The sequence below is a fragment of the Tessaracoccus caeni genome (assembly GCF_029211185.1).
Taxonomy (GTDB): Bacteria; Actinomycetota; Actinomycetes; order Propionibacteriales; family Propionibacteriaceae; genus Arachnia; species Arachnia caeni.
The window spans coordinates 57,234-74,157 of sequence record NZ_JARGDO010000018.1 but is presented as its reverse complement, the minus strand read 5'-3'; the positions used below and the strand labels follow the sequence as shown (position 1 = coordinate 74,157).

The window sequence follows — 16,924 nt, the reverse complement described above, 5'->3', positions numbered from 1 at the left end:
GCGCCGGGTGCGCATCGCGGCTGGAGCATCGGTGCGTCCGACTGGGCGGGCCCGCCTTCCCGTTGCCGTCTGTGCCGGCCTTAACCGCTTGCTAACCCACCGACTTCGGTGGGTTAGCAAGCGGTTAAGCCGCCGGCTGTCGGTGGACGGCCGGCCTCTGGTTCGACGATGTGGCTGCCGATGGTGCTCAAGCGATCGTTTCGCGGCCTCAGCTCAGGTACAGCAGTGAAGCGCGCTGCGGGGTAGAGGGTGGTCATCTAGGCTGACCCTCGTACGGAGCGAGCCGATGGGGGCGACGATGAAGCCAGCAGTTGTAGGGCAACTTGCGGAGGGCTTGGCTGCCGTCGCTATCGCCGCGTTCTGCGGGAATCCGATTGTCGCCACCGCGCTGGGCAAGGCCATCCCGATGGTGCGCTCCCGATGGGAGGGCAATGCAGAATCGAAGGTCTTACAGCGTGGCCTGACTGACGCCATCACTACTTGGGCTGAGAGGGAGCATCTGGGCGACGACGCTGGTCCAGGATTGGCGCTTGCTACGGGGACAATCGCGAAGTACGGCCTGGGGCCAGACGAGATGCAGAGGTGCAACTACGACGCGGACGAGATCACAGAGGAGATCGTCGGGCGTGCGGCGAAGCGCGACCCTGAATGGGTCAGCCCGGAGCAGACTCGGGACAGCGCCTACATCGTGGCGGAGCGGAGCATCCGCACGACGATGGCCGCGTTGATCTCAAGAACCAATCAGGTCGAGGCCGCGATCCTGCCTGCGCTGAAGCAGGCTTCCGAGGGACTTTCGGATGAGTTGCTGAGGCTGTCTGTGGATGTCGGCGAAGTTAAAGCCGACACGGGCAGGTTGGTGGACACGCTTGTGGAGTCGGCCTCGGCGGGCGATTTGATGATCTACCTTCAACAACGCATCGACGACTGGGATGCGGCGGCATGGATCGGGAAGCGGCCCTCGCAGATCGAGCGAAAGCTCACTATGTCGAGCGAGAACGGCCGGTCTCGCGTTTCTGTCTCAGATGCGTTGCGTGACAACCCGCACCTGGTGATCCTGGGCGGACCTGGTGCCGGGAAGTCGTGGCTGGCGAAGCGGATTGCGCGCGAGGCGGCCGAGGCTGCGCTTGCGGCGTTGCGGGCTGGTACCCCGACGAGTGAGGTCGAGCTTCCGCTGTTCACCACCTGGGACGTGTGGACGCGGCAGCCCACGGGCGATGTGCGTGAATCCCTCATCGCTGCGTCCTTCAGTCCACGTGTTCGGCACGGCGACTTGGGCAGCACGCAACGCGTGGAACGAATCAGACGACTTCTGGGAGAAACGCCGAAGGCTGTCGTTATCGTTGACTCCATCGATGAAGCGACGGACAAAGGTGATCTCGAGGGCCGTATCCACACATTGGAGAGCCTGCACGGGTGGCACACGGTCGTCACCAGCCGCCGGTCGATCTGGAACGAGAGCGCCGCCACTCGCGAGCGGAAAAAGGGGGTGGTTAACCTCGAGCCTCTGACCTGGGACGACGTGCCTCCCTTTGTCAGCACGTGGTTCGCGGACGATCCCCCTCGAGGTGAGGCTCTGATTCAGCATCTCGACTCGGATTGGCGGCTGCGAGAGTTGGCCACCGTTCCGCTGCTACTGAGCTTCTATTGCAGGCTGGCCGGGGACAACCCCGTAGATGCGCCGCTTCCGTTGAGAAAGCACGATTTGTACGACACAGTCATACGGCGCCTCATAGCGGGGAAATGGCGCACTGACGAAGCAACCAGGAAGGTTGCGGAGGCATATGCCGTCCTCACTCGGTGGGCATGGGACGCGGTCAAGGACGTCAACCACTTCACTGGTAGCAGGCGTTGGGGCGAGACCTTTGAGCCGGGTGAAGCGGCTCCCGACGATCTTCGTCACGCCGTCGATAGCGTTGCCCCGGAGGTGGCCAGCGATGATGAGGGCAATCGCTTCCACGCGTTCAGGCACCGGACGATCTTGGAACACCTTGTCGCTGCGCATATCGCGGGCCTGAAGCCGAAGAAGGCGTTGAAGGAACTGCTGCCTCATCTCTGGTTCGACCCAGACTGGGAGGAGGTTGTGCCACGCGCGATCGCGATGCATAAGCAAAGAGATGAGCTTCTGAGCTTGCTGGTGAAGGAGGTGAAGGCAGAGCCCAACTCTCCGATCGCGTCGGTCGCGAACGAGGTGCTGGACGTGTTGTTGCTCCGCGTCGTCATGGAAGCGGGGCCGAAGGACTGGAAAGAGCATGGCCATGCGATCTTCGACGACCTCAAGACGAGGATGCCTATGTATTACTTCGTTGCGGTCACGCAGGCATCGCCGTCATCGACGACCAAGGCTGCTGCCATTCGTGCTGTCGCTTCTGAGCTGGAGAGCGCGTCAGACTCCGATTTCTGCGAGCTGGTGGAGTTGCTGATCGAACTCGGTGTTGTCGACCAGAATAGAGCGGAGCGCCGCAACTCGATCGAGGCCGTCCTGCAGAGGTTACAGAGCGCGTCAGACGATGACGTACCGAACCTGGTGAACCTCCTGATTGCCCTCCGGCCGGATAGCGATGCTAGTCAGAGAGCGAGTGACGCGGTCTTGCGGGTTATGGCGGCCGTGCCAAGCGTCCAGCTGGCCAACCTCCTGATCGAGCTCAAGCCGGATGACAAGACTCGTAGGAGAGGAATCGATGCGGTGTTGCGGGTCATACCGATCGCTTCGGGCTTCCAGTTAGCGGCGTTGGTGAGGGTGATGGAGACGCTTGGCGAGGGCTCGGAGGAGGCTCCTGAGTCGCCTATTGAGGTTCTCCTGCGGCGACTAGCTAGGGAGAACTCCTGGTTCCTTAGCCTTGTGGTGGACGCTATGGTCACCCTCGAACTTACCGAAGGTGAGCGGCAGAGTTCGGTGCGTGTACTCCTTACAAGGTTAGGAAACGCATCGGCTGACGATCTGACTCACCTGGTCAAGGCCCTTGCCAGGTTCGAGTTGGTGCCGAACGAGCGCCGGGAGGCAGCCCGTCTCCTCCGGGAGCGCCTCAAACGCTCTTCGTCACTGGAGCTTCGTAAGGTAGTGGACGCGCTAGTTGTGTTGGGCATGGACCCGGAGGAACGGGAGCAGGCGATCGATGCGGTCTTGGAATTCATGGCGAGCGAGCGCGCAGCACTGCTGATCTACCGGGCAAAGGCTCTGGTCGTCTTCGACCTGGACAGCGCCGAGCGCCGGCGCGGGATGGATGTGCTCTTGCAGCGGCTTGAGGGCGAGGGGCTTTTCGACGTGGGTTTCGTCGCAGACGCTCTAGTCGCGTTCGGGTTGGATCCGGACGAGCGTCGAGATGCCGTCGAGGTGCTACTGCTAAGGCTGAAAGACACCTCAAAGCTCATCTCCGAGTACCTACGCAGTGCCCTCATCAAGGTCGGTCCCGGTGTGGAAGCGCGTAGGGAATGGGTAGTTGACGCGATTGTGGTGGAGCTGAGTCGGGCTCGAGACCACTACCAGGTGACCCGGCTGCTGACTGCCCTTGCGGCAACCGTTGCGTCGCCGACTGGGCGACGTGCTCGCCGAGCGGCAGTCGCTGCGGTTCTGAAGCACCTGCCGGAGGCTGCCGCCTATGGTGTGGCCAGCATGGCGAAGGCGCTCGCGGAGTTGTGTCTCACTGTCGATGAGCGCCGCACCGTGCTTGACGAGATCCTGAAGCAACTCGAGGGAGCCTCCGCCTTGGATGCCCACTTCCTGATCACAGCGGTCGGTGCCTTGAGCCCAGATGTCGAGGACTGTCGGACGGTGATCGCTGCGGTCCTGAAGCTGCTCGCGGAAATCTCTGTGTCAGTCAGTGACGAGGCATCGGATACCTCAGCCAGAGGTGCGCACGATCTTGTGGTGGCCTGTGCCGCGCTCAACTTTGGCGTCACGGCTCGTGGTGAGCTCGTGGACACAGTCGTCAAGATGCTGGCCGATGCATCGGCCGAACAGGGTGAGTGGTTGCTCAAGGCATTGGCAGCAATAGATCTGGATGACGAAGAGCATAGGAAAGCGGCTTGTGCGGTTGCCGAGAAGTTCGAGAAATTGATGAAAGCCGAGCCTTCTGAGGTGATGGGGTTGGTGGCCTGGGTGGAGGCGCTCAGCTTGGACGACGAAGCGAACGACGTTGTCAAGACCATCCGAGATCGGCTGTCGGTTGCGGAACCAGGGGATACCGTCCTCAGCGCACAGGTCCAAGTCTTGACTTCGCTCGTGAAACTCGATCTGGGCGAAGCCACGCGTCAGGACGTAGTCAACGCCCTCGCCAGGGCACAGATTGCGGATCCCTGGAAGAGCCAACAGATGGTGTGGCTCATCCGGCGGTGGTCGACGACGGAGCAGTGGTTAGAGCTTCTGCGGTCGGAGGCCACACCCGAAGCGATCTAGAGCCAGCCGTTTTCGTATGCCTGGCGGACGGCCTCGGCGCTGGTGGTGCAGCCGGTCTTGCGGATGGCGCTGGAGAGGTGGTTGCGGACGGTGCCCTGGGACAGCGATAGGCGCCTGGCGAGGGTCGAGGCCGGGGCGCCGTCGCGGGCGGCGCGCAGGACGTCCTGTTCGCGGTCGGTCAGCGGGTTCGGGCCGTGGGTGAGGGACTCGACGGCGAGTTGCGGGTCAACGACGCGGAGGCCCGCGTGGACCCGGCGAACGGCGTCGGCGAGTTCGGTGGCGGGAGTGTCCTTCACGACGAAGCCCTGCGCGCCGGCGTCGAGGGCACGACGGAGGTAGCCAGGTCGGCCGAAGGTGGTCACGATCAGGCAACGGCATCGGGGGAGCGCCGCCCTCAGCTCGGCCGCCGCGTCGATTCCGCTCAAGCCCGGCATCTCGATGTCGAGCATGGCGACATCAGCCTGCGAGTCCCGCGCTGCAGCCACCACCTGATCGCCCCGGCCCAGCTCGGCCACCACCTCGATGTCCGGCTCAAGGCTCAGTAGGGCCGCAAGGGCTCCACGGACGAGGGCCTGGTCGTCGGCCAGCAAGACGCGGATGGGACGTTCGGTCATGCGACCACCACAGCCTTCGGCCCGCAGTAGGTCGGCGCCGATTCAGCGTCGCCTGCCACCCGGATCCTGTGTGGATCCTTGCTCATATCCGCGCCTCCGTTCTCGGGCATCTTTGGAAGAGCTTCCTTCGGTGTCGCGCGCCGCCGGCGGGCTGGAGGGCAAGGGGACGCCTGGTCATACGATCACCGCGATTTCCAGGCCGCCGGACGGAGGCGCGGTGAGGGTCACCGTGCCGCCGGCCTCTGTCACTCGTTCTTTTAAACCCCGCAGGCCATTGCCTAGTGGGGCAGCGCCCAAGCCGCGTCCGTCGTCGGTGACGCGCACCTCGCGCGGGCCGACCTGGATGGTGCACCTCGTCGCACCCGCGTGGCGAACCACGTTGGTGACGGCCTCTCGTACCACCCAGGCGAAGAGCACCCGGAAGCGGGGCTCTACCTGCTCGACCTCTCCGGTGACAGTCGCCGCGACCGCCGCGTCGGCGAGCACGTCTCGCGCAGCGCTGAGCTCGTCTTCCAAGCGCCGAGCCCGCAGCGTTCCGACCGTGGCGCGCAGCTCGGCGATGGCCTCACGGGACAGCGACTGGATGTCGTGCACCTCGGCTGCGGCCCGCTCGGGGTCGACGTCGATCAGGCGTTCGGCGAGTTCGGCCTTCATCGAGACGGCGGTGAGCGTGTGGCCGAGGATGTCGTGGACGTCGCGCGCCACGCGTTCGCGCTCTCGGACCACCAGCAGGTTCCTCTCCGTCTCCTCGTGGGAGATGCTGGCGTCGATCACGTAGCGCGTGACGCCGGTGAACAGTCCGACGATCGCCGCGATCAGCAGGATCGACCAGGCCTCGGCCAACGCGCCGCTCCACAGGGTCACTGCCACCATGGTCGCGAACACGGCCCCGGCGATCAGCAAGGCCGGGCGCAACGGCAGATGGAAGATCGCGTAGGCCATGACGAAGATGCCGCAGCCGAGCACGTTGATCCCGATGACCGGGCTGACGACGAGCGCGATGCCCACCAGAACCGCCAGCACAACCCATGCACGGTAGCGGTGATCCTCGTCGGGGATCGACGTGAAGAATGCCACGTAGACGATGGCGAAGACGACGAGCAGACCGGCCGCGCCGTAGCGCAGCCATCCGGCTGCCGGGGCGTTCAGGGCCGCGAGCACCGGGTAGGCGATGAAGAAGACCCAGGCGCCGCCGAGCAGCCGACCCCATCTGTCCCAGGGGCTGCCGTCCCCCTTGACCTGTGGGATCGCCGCCGGATCGCCGAAACCGGGCACCTCGTCTCCCTCCGCTACCGCCACGCGCCGACACGCCGCGTCGGTGCTCTTCCTCTCATTGTCGCTCGCGCGAACGCCGGACGAGCAGGATCGCGGCGATGCCGAAGATCAGCATCCAGACCACGACGTTGGCGACGGAGGTCCACAGCGGCTCGACGAGCAGGTCTCCCGTCGACTGGTCGATCTCGTTCCCCTCCGTCAAAGGACGACGGGCCAGCGCGGCCAAGCCGTAGAGCGGGGTGAATTTGGCGAAGGTGAGCATCGCCCCGCTCAGCGGCATAAAGACGTTGCCGAGAAAGCCGAAGATCACCACCATGCCCGACGCGATCCCGACGGCGTTCTCCGATCGGAACAGGAACCCCACCGCCAAGCCGTAGAGCGAGAAGAGCAGGGCGCCCGCGAGCACGAGCGCGGCGGTGGCGGGCCACACCCACCATTCGGCCTGGGCGTCGGTGAAGGAGCCGATCAGATAGATCAGCGCGATGGGCAGCGCGGCGACGGTGGTGCCGACGAGAGCCTTGGTGAGCACGAAGCGGCTGTCCGGCATCGGTGTCAGCCCGAGCTGGCGTCCCCAGCCCTGCATTCGCTCGACGGCGGCCAGCCCGCCCACCGACGTGGTGGCGGTGACCGCGCCGTAGGCGGCCATGTTGATCATCACGTACATCGACACGTTGCCGTTGCCGATCTCGTACTGCCCCCACTCCATGGAGACGCCGAAGATGACGTACATGAAGGCCGGGATACCGATGGTGAACACCAGCGCAGAGGGGTCGCGCAGCGCGCGCTTCAGCTCGAGTGCGTAGTAGGTGCCCATGTCAGTTCGTCTCCTTGGTCAGTGCCATGAACGCGGCCTCGAGGCTCGGCGCCGTCACCTCGATGTCGTGGCCGCCCCAGGCGAGCACGTCGGCGAGCAGGGCATCGGAGTCCGAGGTCTCGACGGTGATCGTGTGGGTGTTCGCGACGACGCTAGTCACGCTCGGCATCGCCGTCAGCCTTGGCGAGACGGAGGCGACGTCGTCGTGGGCGAAGCGCACCGTCCGCACGTTGGTGAGCGCCTGGATCTCTCTGGTGGGGCCGTCGGCGATGATGCGGCCGCGATTCATCAGGACGATCCGGTCGGCGAAGGCCTGCGCCTCCTCCAGGTAGTGCGTCGCGAAGAGCACCGTACGGTGCGACTCCGCCCGCATGGATTGCCAGAAGGCCCGCCGGGCGTTGACGTCCATGCCCGTGGTGGGTTCGTCGAGGATCAGCAGGTCGGGGTTCGGTAGCAGGGAGAGCGCGAAACGCAGTCGTTGCTGCTCGCCGCCGGAGCACTTGGCCACCTTGCGCTTGCCCAGCTCGGCGATGCCCGCGCGTTCCAGCACATCGTCGACGGCGAGGTGCGCCGGGTATTGGGCGGCGATCACCTCGACGGTCTCGCGCACGCTGATGTCGCGCAGCAGCCCGCCGGATTGCAGCATCGCGGCGACGTGGCTCGCGACGACGGCCTGTCGCGGCGCCATCCCGCAGACGCTAAGCGCCCCCGACGTCGGCGTGGTCAGGCCGAGGATCATGTCGATCGCGGTGGTTTTGCCGGCACCGTTGGGTCCGAGGAAGGCCACCAGCTCGCCGGTGCCGACTGTGAGGTCGATGCTGACGACGGCGTGTACCGGATCCGCGGACCGGGTGCGGAACGACTTGGAGAGGTCTCTGGCCTCGATGAGGGCTTCCATATCTCCATGGTGTCCGCCGGCGCAGCCGCGCACCGATAGGGGCTGTCACCTCCTCGCTATGACAACTGTCATGCCCGTTTTTGTCGGCCCAGGCCCATAAGCTCTGGGAATGGTGGTTGACGACCTCAGGCAAGACGAGTTGATCCGCGTGGTGCGGGCGGGCACCAACAACCTGCGCGACGTCAGCGTCGACCTGCCCAAGAAGAAGCTCACGGTGGTGACGGGGGTGTCGGGATCGGGCAAGTCGTCGCTGGTGATCGACACCATCGCGGCTGAGGCACAGCGCCTGGTCAACGACTCCTATCCGAGTTTTGTCCGCAACCGGCTGCCGCAGCTGCCGGCGCCCGAGGTGCAGTCGATGGCCGGGCTCACGTTCACCGCGCTCATCGACCAGCGTCGGTTCACCGGAAACGTGCGCTCGACGGTGGCCACCGCCTCCGATGTCGCCCCGCTGCTGCGGCTGATCTTCTCGCGCATCGGCGAGCCGTCGGCTGGGTACTCGCCCGCCTACTCGTTCAACGATCCCGCCGGCATGTGCCCGCGCTGCGAGGGCCTGGGCAGTGTGATCGACATCGACGTCGACGAGCTGATCGACCTGGACAAGAACATCGACGAGGGCCCGGTGCGGTTCAGCCAGTTCCGGCCCGGCGTCTACCGCTGGAAGCGCTTCGCCTACTGCAACCTGTTCGATCGCAAGAAACCTCTGCGCGACTACACGCCTGAGGAGATGGACCTCTTCCTCTACGCCGAGCAGTACAAGCTGCCCGATCCCGATCCGCGCTTCCCCCAGTCGGCCCGCTTCGACGGCGTGGTCACCCGAATGCGCGACGTCTACGTCAAGAACCGCCCGTCCAAGATCTCGGCGTTGGTGCGCGAGGAACTCGACCGGCTGATGACCGAGCGCACCTGCCCCGAGTGCGGCGGCGCGCGGCTCAACCAAGCCGCGCGCTCAAGCCTGATCGACGGGCGCTCGCTCGTCGACTGGACGGCCATGTCTGTCGTTGAGTTGCGCCGGCTGCTCGACGACTTCGACGACGCCCGCGTCGCGCCGGCACTCGTCGGGGTGCGGCACACCCTCGACGCGCTGCTGTCCGTCGGGCTGGGGTACCTCTCGCTCGACCGCCAATCCTCGACGCTCTCCGGCGGCGAGGCGCAGCGCGTCAAGATCGTGCGTCATCTCGGCAGCGCGCTCACCGACGTCACCTACGTGTTCGACGAGCCGTCGGCGGGCCTGCACCCGGCCGACGTGCAGCGTCTGAACGCGCTGCTGCTCAAGCTGCGCGACGCCGGCAACACGGTGCTGATTGTCGAGCATCATCCGCAGGTGATCGGGGTGGCCGACCACATCGTCGACATGGGGCCGGGCTCCGGGTCGGCGGGCGGGCGCGTGCAGTTCGAAGGCGCCGTCACCGCGCTGCGCGAGAGCCAGACGATCACCGGCCGGCTGCTGTCCCAGCCGCTGACGCTCACCACACATCCCCGGACACCGAGGGGCTATGTCACCGTCACGAACGCCCGAGCTCACAACCTGACCGGCTTCGACGTCGACGTGCCGCTGGGCGTGCTCACCGCCGTTACCGGGGTGGCGGGTTCCGGCAAGAGCTCGTTCGCCACCGTCGAGTTGCCCCGCCAGCGTCCGGAGTTCGTCGTGATCGGCCAAGACCCGCTGCGCGGCGGGGTGCGCTCCACCGCGCTCAGCATCCTCGGCATCGCCGACGAGGTCCGCCAGGCCTTCGCCGACGTCTCCGGCCTTGCGCCCGCATGGTTCAGCTTCAACTCCAAGGGCGCTTGCCCCGGCTGCAAGGGCAAGGGCTACATCACTACTGAACTGGCTTTCCTCGACGACGTCGCCACCCCCTGCGACGCGTGCGGGGGAGCGCGCTTCAACGCCAAGACGCTGGGCGTCACCATCGACGGACATAGCATCGCCGATGTGCTGAGCATGACGCCGCTGCCCGTCGCCGAACTCTTCTCGACCCACCCGAGCATCGCCCAGACCATGGGTTGGCTGGAGCGCGTCGGCTTGGGCTACAGTCCCGTCGGGCAGTCGCTGGACACCTTGTCGGGCGGCGAGCGCCAGCGCCTGCTGCTGGCGCGGCATCTCAGCGCGTCGCCGTCTCATCTGCACAAGTACATCGTGCTCGACGAGCCCACCACCGGCTTGCACCCCAGCGACGTCAACCGGATCAACCGGCTGTTCGCCGACCTGGTGGAGACGGGAGCGACGCTGGTGGTCGTCGAACACAACCTCCGGGTGGTGGCCCAGGCCGATCACGTCATCGACATCGGCCCCGGCGCGGGCTCCGACGGCGGCCGGCTCGTCTTCGCCGGCGCCCCGAACGAGCTTCGGGAATGCGCAGAATCGCTGACCGGAAAGGCACTGAGCGTCGCTAGCCGCCTTACAGACGGGCTGCGATCTTCGATGCCGTGATCTCTGGCCTAGGCCGATTGGGTGCCGCTCGGTGCCGCCGACGAGCAGAAGCCAGCTACTGCCGGCACGGTCGAGGCGTGGGGGCGTTCGGACTCGAACCCGGTCGGAGGGTGGTACGGGTTGCGCAAGGGGTATCGCGGTCGCTTCGGCACGTACCTGCCGCCGCTCTTGGAAGCGTTGGGACTTGCCGAACTCACGCACGACCCCCGCAACAACCGAATGCGAGCCATCGACCCGTCTGCATGACCTGCACTAGACGCCCGGGCCGTGGGCTCACTCGGCGGCCAGGGTGACGAGGTTGCCCTCCGGGTCGGTGGTGTAAGCGAGCCGTTCGCCCCAGGGCATCATCGTGGGCTCCCTGAGCACGGAGCCTCCGGCGGGCGGCACCGCCTCGACTGCGGCATTGAGGTCGGGCACGTAGACGAACAGTTCGTGACGCGGCCCGGGCCCGGGCTCGACTCCGGCGAGCTGCCGGGGCGATTCTTCGGTAGTGACGGCGATCTCTGCGCCATCCCGGTTCAGACCGATGAAACCCGCCGTGCCGTCGGGTGAGAGCAGTCGGGAGTGCTCGACGAAGCCGAGCGCGGCATAGAATCCCGCCACCTGCTCCACGTTGCTCGCGTAGAGCACTGGAAATGCTCGTAGTGTCATTGGCTCACCCTATATCGCCCGCTTCGTCGGCACTTCGACCGGCACGAGATCGCCCGATCATCGCGTGTAGCGGCTACACCGCCACCTTGGCGCGCGACGCCTGTGCAACCGACTCCGGCGTGGATGACGTTTGGCGAGCGGCGCGGCGCGTGGCGATGAGTCGGGTCGCGGCGAGGGTGCCGATGAGTCCGAATCCTGCCAGCGCGAGCATCGCGGGCTGGAAGCCTGTGATCGCGGTATCGGGGTGGGCGAGGCCGCCGCCGCTGAAGGCGAACACGGCCACGGCGACGGCGATGCCGAGCGCGGCCCCGACTTGCCGGAATGCGTTGCCGACGCCGGAGGCGACGGTGATCGCGGGCGCGGGAACGGTGCGCATCAGCGCGGTGGCCGAGGCGGGGAACGCAATGGCGACGCCGAGGCCGGAGACGATCAACGGCACGAGGATCGCCGTGTAGTTCGTGGACGCGGTGACAGCGAGCAGGATGGCACCGAGGGATTGGAGCGCGAGGCCGAGGGCCAGCAGCGGGGCTTCGCCGATCTTGTCCGAGAGCCGCCCGACGACGGGTGCGACGAGCACGGCGAGTCCTGTCCAGGGTAGGAGCGCGAGGCCGACGCCGAGCGGGTCGGGCGTGATCGCTGCCTGAATGTACTGAGCGAGCAGGTACGCGGTTCCGAACAGGCCCGCCCCGAGTGCAGCCATTGCGATGCAGGCGGCGAGGAACCCGTCGTGACGGAACAGCGCAGGCGGCACCAGAGGGGCGGCAGCGCGGCGTTCCCAGCGGGCGAAGCCGACCACCAGCACCAGGCCCGCGACGACCTCGCCCCACAGCGAAGCGTCGCTGAGGGAGGCCGGGCTGACCCGGGCGAGCGCGTGGGTGACGAGCGCGATGCCGAGGGTCGCCAGCGCCAATCCGAGCAGGTCTGCCCGCCCGGTCTGAGGTGCGTCGGCCGGGATGCGGCGTGCGAGGATGAGGATGACGGCGGCGACGGGGAGGTTGAGCCAGAACACCCACTGCCAGGCGAGGCCCTGGGCGACGAGGCCGCCGATGAGCGGGCCGATGGCGACGGCGATGCCGGTGATCGCGCCCCAGATGCCGATGACCTTGCCGCGCCGCTCGGCAGGTGTGGCGGCGGTGACAATGGCGAGGGCGAGTGGTACGCACACTCCGCCCGCCGCGCCCTGCACCGTGCGCGCAGCCACCAGGACGCCGAGCGTCGGGGCGAGCGCGCACAAGGCGGAGGCGAGGGCGAACAGGGCGACGCCGACCGTGAGCATCCGGCGTCGCCCGAAGCGATCGCCCAGCATCGACCCAGCAAGGATCGAGACGGCGAACGCGAGTGCGTAAGCGTTCACGACCCAGGAGAGGTTGTCGATGCCCGTGCCGAAGTCGTGCCGGATGTTGGGGAGCACGGTGGTGACCACGAGGGCGTCGAGGCCGACCATGAACGAGGCGAGCGAGCAGGCCAACAAGGTTGCGACGCGGGTCGTCTTGGCCGTGGGTGTGGTGGACATGATGACTCCTTGTCCGTGTTATCCGTGAGTGTTCATTCCTGGGATTCGAGGCTGCGGGCGAAGCAGTGCAGGATCGCTGTCCAGCCCTGGGTGTAGCCGAGTTGTGTACCGAGGCGGGCGGGGTCGATGCCCTGCCATCCGCTATGCACGAGCGTGACCAAGGTGTGCTGCGGGGAGACGGCCTTGAACGTCACGGTGATGACCGTCTGTTCCAGGCCGGGGGTGACGTGCCAGTCCATCGCGAAGCGGTGGGTCGGTTCCCAGGTCAGCAGGGTGCCCCAGCGGGCGCGGCTCCCATCGCGACGTATCTCGGTGATCGCCCCACCAGGGCGACGGTCGACCTCGACATCGACGACCTCGCCCGGGGCCATCGAGTAGTCCTTGAGCGGCCACCAGTCCGCGAGCGTGTCGAGGAACAGCGCGAACGTCTCCGGTGCGGGGCAGCGCACCGTGACCTCGGCCATCACCGCGTCTTCCAGGGGGTTTCGCTCCGATTCGTTACGGGGCACCGCCGAGAGGTGCCGGTTCCGGTTCTGCTCAGCAGCCATGATCAGCCCACCTCCCGCTGCTCGCCCGCGTCACTGTGGTATTCCGCCTCGGTGACGGACTGCGCGACTTTCAGGCTCGACGCCCACAGGTCGTTGAGGTAACTGCGGAGTTCTTCCAGCGCGTCGGCGTCGGCCCGGTATAGGCGGCGTGCGCCGTCGCGCCGCTCGACCAGCAGCCCCACGTCCTTGAGGACGCGCAGGTGCTGAGAGACGGCGGAGGCCGACACATCGGAGAACTGCGAGCTGATCTGACCGGCGGGCAGCTCGTTCTCCGCGACCAGTTCGAGAATCGCGCGTCGGCGCGGCTCAGCGAACGCTTGCAGCGCCTGTTCCCGGTTCAGGGTCATGCCGCACCGAACCCGTCACGATCCCACAGGCCCACCTGGTGCCCGTCAGGGTCGGCGAACACCGCGATGGTGCCGAAGCCAGGAATCTCGGTCGGTTCCTGCACGATGCTGCCGCCGAGTTCCACCGCGCGCGCCAGGCCAGCCGCTAGATCGGGCTCGTGGAAGTAGACCCGGATACCACCGGCACCGCCGTCCATCACCGGGCCGATGCCACCGCCAGCGGCACCCTCGCCCGACTGGGTATCCACGACCGCGTAGCCACCCATCTCCGGCAGCGCCATCACCTGCCAGCCGAACACCTCGCGGTAGAACGACTGCGCCCGCTCCATGTCCGGCGACGTGACCTCGAAGTACGACAGTTTCGATCCCATGATGACTCCTTTGTTCAGTCGAGACTTGATTTAGTAGACACTAAATTAAGCAGAAGGTTAAGTCAAGCGCCTTCGGTGCCCTGGTGTGAGGTGAGAATCTCGACGGTCTCAGACGGTATCCCGGGAAGTCGGGCAGGCGGGTCGAGCGAGGAAACCTGGGCGAACTGCAATGGCTCTCCGATGCGGGCGGTCCGGATGTCGAGATTGAGCCGGGGAGGGGGCGGCTCCTGGCCGAGCCTTGTCCGTTGAGAGCTGGCCGCTGAAGTGCGGCATGACGGCGACACCGACGCATCGGGTTTGGGGCCTACGGGATCCTGTTTGCCTTGCCGTAACGTCGCTTCCAGGCCTGCGAGAGTCGGGTGGCCGGCTTTTCGACGGCGTGGTAGAAACCCCAAGCGACGAGGATCGCCGCGGTCACGGCGCACGCGAACACCACCCCGATATGGGCGTTGGGGAGGAGGTGGCGCACGGTGAGGATGATCGGCTCGTGCACCAGGTAGAGGCTGAAGGAGATCGCGCCCAGCCAGTGCACGGGGCGCCATTCGAGGAAGCCCCGGAAGGGCGACCAGGTCACCGCGAGCAGCACCAGAATGATGGTTCCCGTGAGTCCGACGAGCTCCAGTCCGCGCCCGAACTTCGCGTCGACGCCGAGGCCGTAGGCCCACCAGCGCGCCGGCGTGAGCACGACGGCCACCAGGAAGAACAGCAGACCGAGCCGTCGGGTGCGCAAGAACTGCTCGAGCCAGGTGGTGATGGGCCCCCAGTAGGCAGCGAGCAGCGCCCCGATGGCGAACATGGGAAGGTAGCGGAACTCGCCCCAGCCGAAGATGGCGCCGAGTCCGAGTGCGACGATGAGTATAAGAGCCTTGGTCTTCCAGAATCGCGCTCCCACCACCACGAAGGCGATGAACAGCGGCAGCATCAGGGAGAAACGCACCTCCCAGACCAGCGACCACAGCGGACTGATGCCGAACTCGCCACCGCCGTAGATCACCGCGAGGTCGTGGTGCAGCATGTCGGCGTCGTAGCCGGCCGGCCGGTTATTCGTCCATCTCGAGAACGTGTCTGATTGCTGTCTCGGCACCAACGTCATCGACAGCCATGAGAGAACGACGGCGCCCCACACCGGAAGATAGAGCCGGATCATCCGGCTGGGGTAGTAGCCCTCCCAGTCGAAGTTGGCGCGATTCGTGACGGACAGCGTGAGCACCACGCCGCTCAGCACGAAAAACAGCATGACCGCCTCCGGCCCCGCCCACATGATGCGCAGCGGTGTCAGGGAGATCCACCACTCCCAGGTGCCCGTCTCGGGAACGATGAGGCGGCCGTAGATGTCGTCGAAAGTCGGCACCATCAAGAAGGTGTGATCGAGCAGAACGACGAGGGCAGCGACGCCGCGCAACCCGTCGAGGGCCGTGATTCGCGATGGTCTGGCAGTAGGTGGCACGTTTACGAGGCTAGTGGCTCGTCTCCTGAAGCCAAGTCTTGGGGCTCCGAATCGCGGTACATCTCCCACATGCGACGCAGCAGTCCGTCGTCGAGATCCACTCCTGTGACGGGCTTCTCGTGAGCATCCGAACGGTCGCCGTGCACCTCGCGGTACAGCTGCTGCATGCGGCGGTCGAGATGCTCGGCGGCGGCCGCGGCCTCGGTGAGGTCGGCCGCGATGTGGGCGGGCACGGCGCCGTCGTACTTGTAGAAGATCTTGTGTTCCAGGCTGGCCCAGAAGTCCATCGCGATGGTGCGGATCTGCACCTCGACGGTGACCGGAACCGCACCGGTCGACAGGAAGACGGGGATCTGGATGATCGCGTGCAGGCTCTTGTAGCCGTTGGGTTTGGGATTGGCGATGTAGTCCTTGATCTTCAGTACCTTGACGTCGTCCTGCGACGTGAGGGCCTCCATGATCCGGTAGGTGTCGGGGATGAAGCTGCAGGTGATGCGCACGCCGGCGATGTCGGTGATGTGCTCCCGGATCGCGTCGAGCGAGGGCTCGAGGCCGCGTCGGATCACCTTGTCGAAGATGCTGGACGGCGACTTCACCCGCGACCCGATGTGCTCGATCGGGTTGTACTGATGCAGGTGGAGGAACTCCTCGCGCAGGATTTTCACCTTCGTCATCACCTCGTCGGCGGCGAACTCGTACTCCATCATCAGGCGAGTGAAGTCGTCGCGCATCTGGCGCACGAAGGCGAGCATCGCCGGATCGGGGGCCTGTGGCAGTTGTGCTGCCCGTTCCGTGTTCTGCTGAACGTCCTTGTGAGTGGACACGGTACGGATCCTCGCTTCGTCGATGGGGTCTTGCCGAGCCCACTGTAACTCTGCCCGACAAGACCCCTCGTCAACGTCACCTCACGAGTAGAGGCGCTCCAACCAGAGTCGCCACGCCTCCCTGGCCGCTTCGCCGTCGACCTCTTCGTAGATGTAGTGGCCGACGGCGATCGGCATGTTCATCGGAGCCAGGTTGTGGAAACGGTACAGCCCGTCCTTGGCCCGGATCGCGATGAAGTCGTCGGTGGGGATCACGTAGTCGACGACGCCCTCGATCGGTGGGAGGCCGTCGGGGGTAAGCGTGATGGTCTCGCCCAGTCGCGGCGGCGCCGCCAGCCCGAGCCCCTTCTCCAGAGTGGCCCAGCCATCCGGCTCGGCCGAGGCCATCGGGGCCGCCGCCTCCACGTAGGTGGCGGGCTGCCCGGCGAAGTACGTGAGGTACAGCTCCAGGGTGTGCAGGTACATGTCCCAGCCGTAGCTCGTCATCTCCTCGAAGCTGAACTCGTCGTTCCAGTCGTCGCCGAGGAAGCCGCTGTGCACGAACCGCAAGACGGTGATGCCGCCTTCCTCGGTCTCGATCAGGTACTCGAAGGCGTGGAAGGCGCCGTTCTCCTCGGCCGGGGTGCGCACCATGAGTCTGGTGAGCGGCTCCTGCTCGACGATGGTGCCGTCTTGTTCGATGGCGTTCGGGTCGGGGGACCAGGCGGTCTGTCCCTCTCTCGTCGCGATGGCGTGCCACACCTGTTCGGGGGTGGCTTCCAGTTTGATCTCCTTGCGGATCTCGAAGTTGCTTGACAT

At 66.1% G+C, this 16,924-nt stretch carries 15 protein-coding genes; 3 read left to right on the top strand and 12 right to left on the bottom strand.

Annotation, left to right across the window (positions count from 1 at the left end):
- The first annotated feature begins 298 nt into the window (after window positions 1–298).
- Window positions 299–4,393 carry an NACHT domain-containing protein gene (locus P0D62_RS15035; RefSeq protein ID WP_275703371.1) on the top strand — a complete coding sequence of 1,365 codons (4,095 nt, stop codon included), beginning with the start codon at window positions 299–301 and terminating at the stop codon, window positions 4,391–4,393.
- Here P0D62_RS15035 and P0D62_RS15030 read toward each other — a convergent pair.
- From P0D62_RS15030 to P0D62_RS15015, 4 genes are all read right to left on the bottom strand, one after another.
- Window positions 4,390–5,007: a response regulator transcription factor gene (locus P0D62_RS15030; RefSeq protein ID WP_275703370.1), complete on the bottom strand. Its 618-nt coding sequence runs from the start codon at window positions 5,005–5,007 to the stop codon at window positions 4,390–4,392. The genes P0D62_RS15035 and P0D62_RS15030 overlap by 4 nt on opposite strands.
- A 174-nt stretch (window positions 5,008–5,181) precedes the next feature.
- Complete coding sequence (locus P0D62_RS15025) at window positions 5,182–6,306, bottom strand: sensor histidine kinase (protein ID WP_275703369.1); 1,125 nt, start codon at window positions 6,304–6,306, stop codon at window positions 5,182–5,184.
- Window positions 6,307–6,337: 31 nt separating this feature from the next.
- Window positions 6,338–7,096, bottom strand: coding sequence for an ABC transporter permease (locus P0D62_RS15020; RefSeq protein ID WP_275703368.1), 759 nt, complete (start codon window positions 7,094–7,096; stop codon window positions 6,338–6,340).
- Window position 7,097: 1 nt separating this feature from the next.
- Entirely contained in the window at window positions 7,098–7,994 is an 897-nt protein-coding gene (locus tag P0D62_RS15015; protein WP_275703367.1) for an ABC transporter ATP-binding protein, read from the bottom strand.
- Window positions 7,995–8,103: 109 nt separating this feature from the next.
- Between P0D62_RS15015 and P0D62_RS15010 the strand changes: the two genes are divergently transcribed.
- Together P0D62_RS15010 and P0D62_RS15005 are read left to right on the top strand one after the other, a co-directional pair.
- Entirely contained in the window at window positions 8,104–10,425 is a 2,322-nt protein-coding gene (locus P0D62_RS15010; RefSeq protein WP_275703366.1) for an excinuclease ABC subunit UvrA, read from the top strand.
- Between the two features lie 21 nt (window positions 10,426–10,446).
- Window positions 10,447–10,671, top strand: coding sequence for a DUF6855 family protein (locus P0D62_RS15005; RefSeq protein WP_275703365.1), 225 nt, complete (start codon window positions 10,447–10,449; stop codon window positions 10,669–10,671).
- A 27-nt stretch (window positions 10,672–10,698) separates the two neighbouring features.
- On the opposite strand, the gene P0D62_RS15000 is transcribed toward P0D62_RS15005, so the two are convergent.
- The 8 genes from P0D62_RS15000 to P0D62_RS14965 all read right to left on the bottom strand — a co-directional run bounded on the left by P0D62_RS15000 (window position 10,699) and on the right by P0D62_RS14965 (window position 16,924).
- Entirely contained in the window at window positions 10,699–11,076 is a 378-nt protein-coding gene (locus P0D62_RS15000; RefSeq protein ID WP_275703364.1) for a VOC family protein, read from the bottom strand.
- A gap of 73 nt (window positions 11,077–11,149) precedes the next feature.
- The gene (locus P0D62_RS14995; protein ID WP_275703363.1) at window positions 11,150–12,589 is read right to left on the bottom strand and encodes an MFS transporter; all 1,440 of its coding nucleotides are present in this window, start codon (window positions 12,587–12,589) and stop codon (window positions 11,150–11,152) included.
- A gap of 32 nt (window positions 12,590–12,621) precedes the next feature.
- Window positions 12,622–13,137, bottom strand: coding sequence for an SRPBCC domain-containing protein (locus tag P0D62_RS14990; RefSeq protein ID WP_275703362.1), 516 nt, complete (start codon window positions 13,135–13,137; stop codon window positions 12,622–12,624).
- Window positions 13,138–13,139: 2 nt separating this feature from the next.
- On the bottom strand, window positions 13,140–13,484 hold the full coding sequence (locus tag P0D62_RS14985) for an ArsR/SmtB family transcription factor (protein ID WP_275703361.1): 345 nt from the start codon (window positions 13,482–13,484) through the stop codon (window positions 13,140–13,142).
- The gene (locus P0D62_RS14980) at window positions 13,481–13,855 is read right to left on the bottom strand and encodes a VOC family protein (RefSeq protein WP_275703360.1); all 375 of its coding nucleotides are present in this window, start codon (window positions 13,853–13,855) and stop codon (window positions 13,481–13,483) included. Before P0D62_RS14980 ends, P0D62_RS14985 begins: the two co-directional genes overlap by 4 nt.
- 304 nt (window positions 13,856–14,159) lie before the next feature.
- A complete protein-coding gene (locus P0D62_RS14975; RefSeq protein WP_275703359.1) occupies window positions 14,160–15,302 on the bottom strand; it encodes an acyltransferase family protein in 1,143 nt (380 codons plus the stop codon).
- A 2-nt stretch (window positions 15,303–15,304) separates the two neighbouring features.
- A complete protein-coding gene (locus P0D62_RS14970) occupies window positions 15,305–16,126 on the bottom strand; it encodes a GTP pyrophosphokinase (RefSeq protein WP_275703358.1) in 822 nt (273 codons plus the stop codon).
- 81 nt (window positions 16,127–16,207) lie between these two features.
- The gene (locus P0D62_RS14965; RefSeq protein ID WP_275703357.1) at window positions 16,208–16,924 is read right to left on the bottom strand and encodes an SRPBCC family protein; all 717 of its coding nucleotides are present in this window, start codon (window positions 16,922–16,924) and stop codon (window positions 16,208–16,210) included.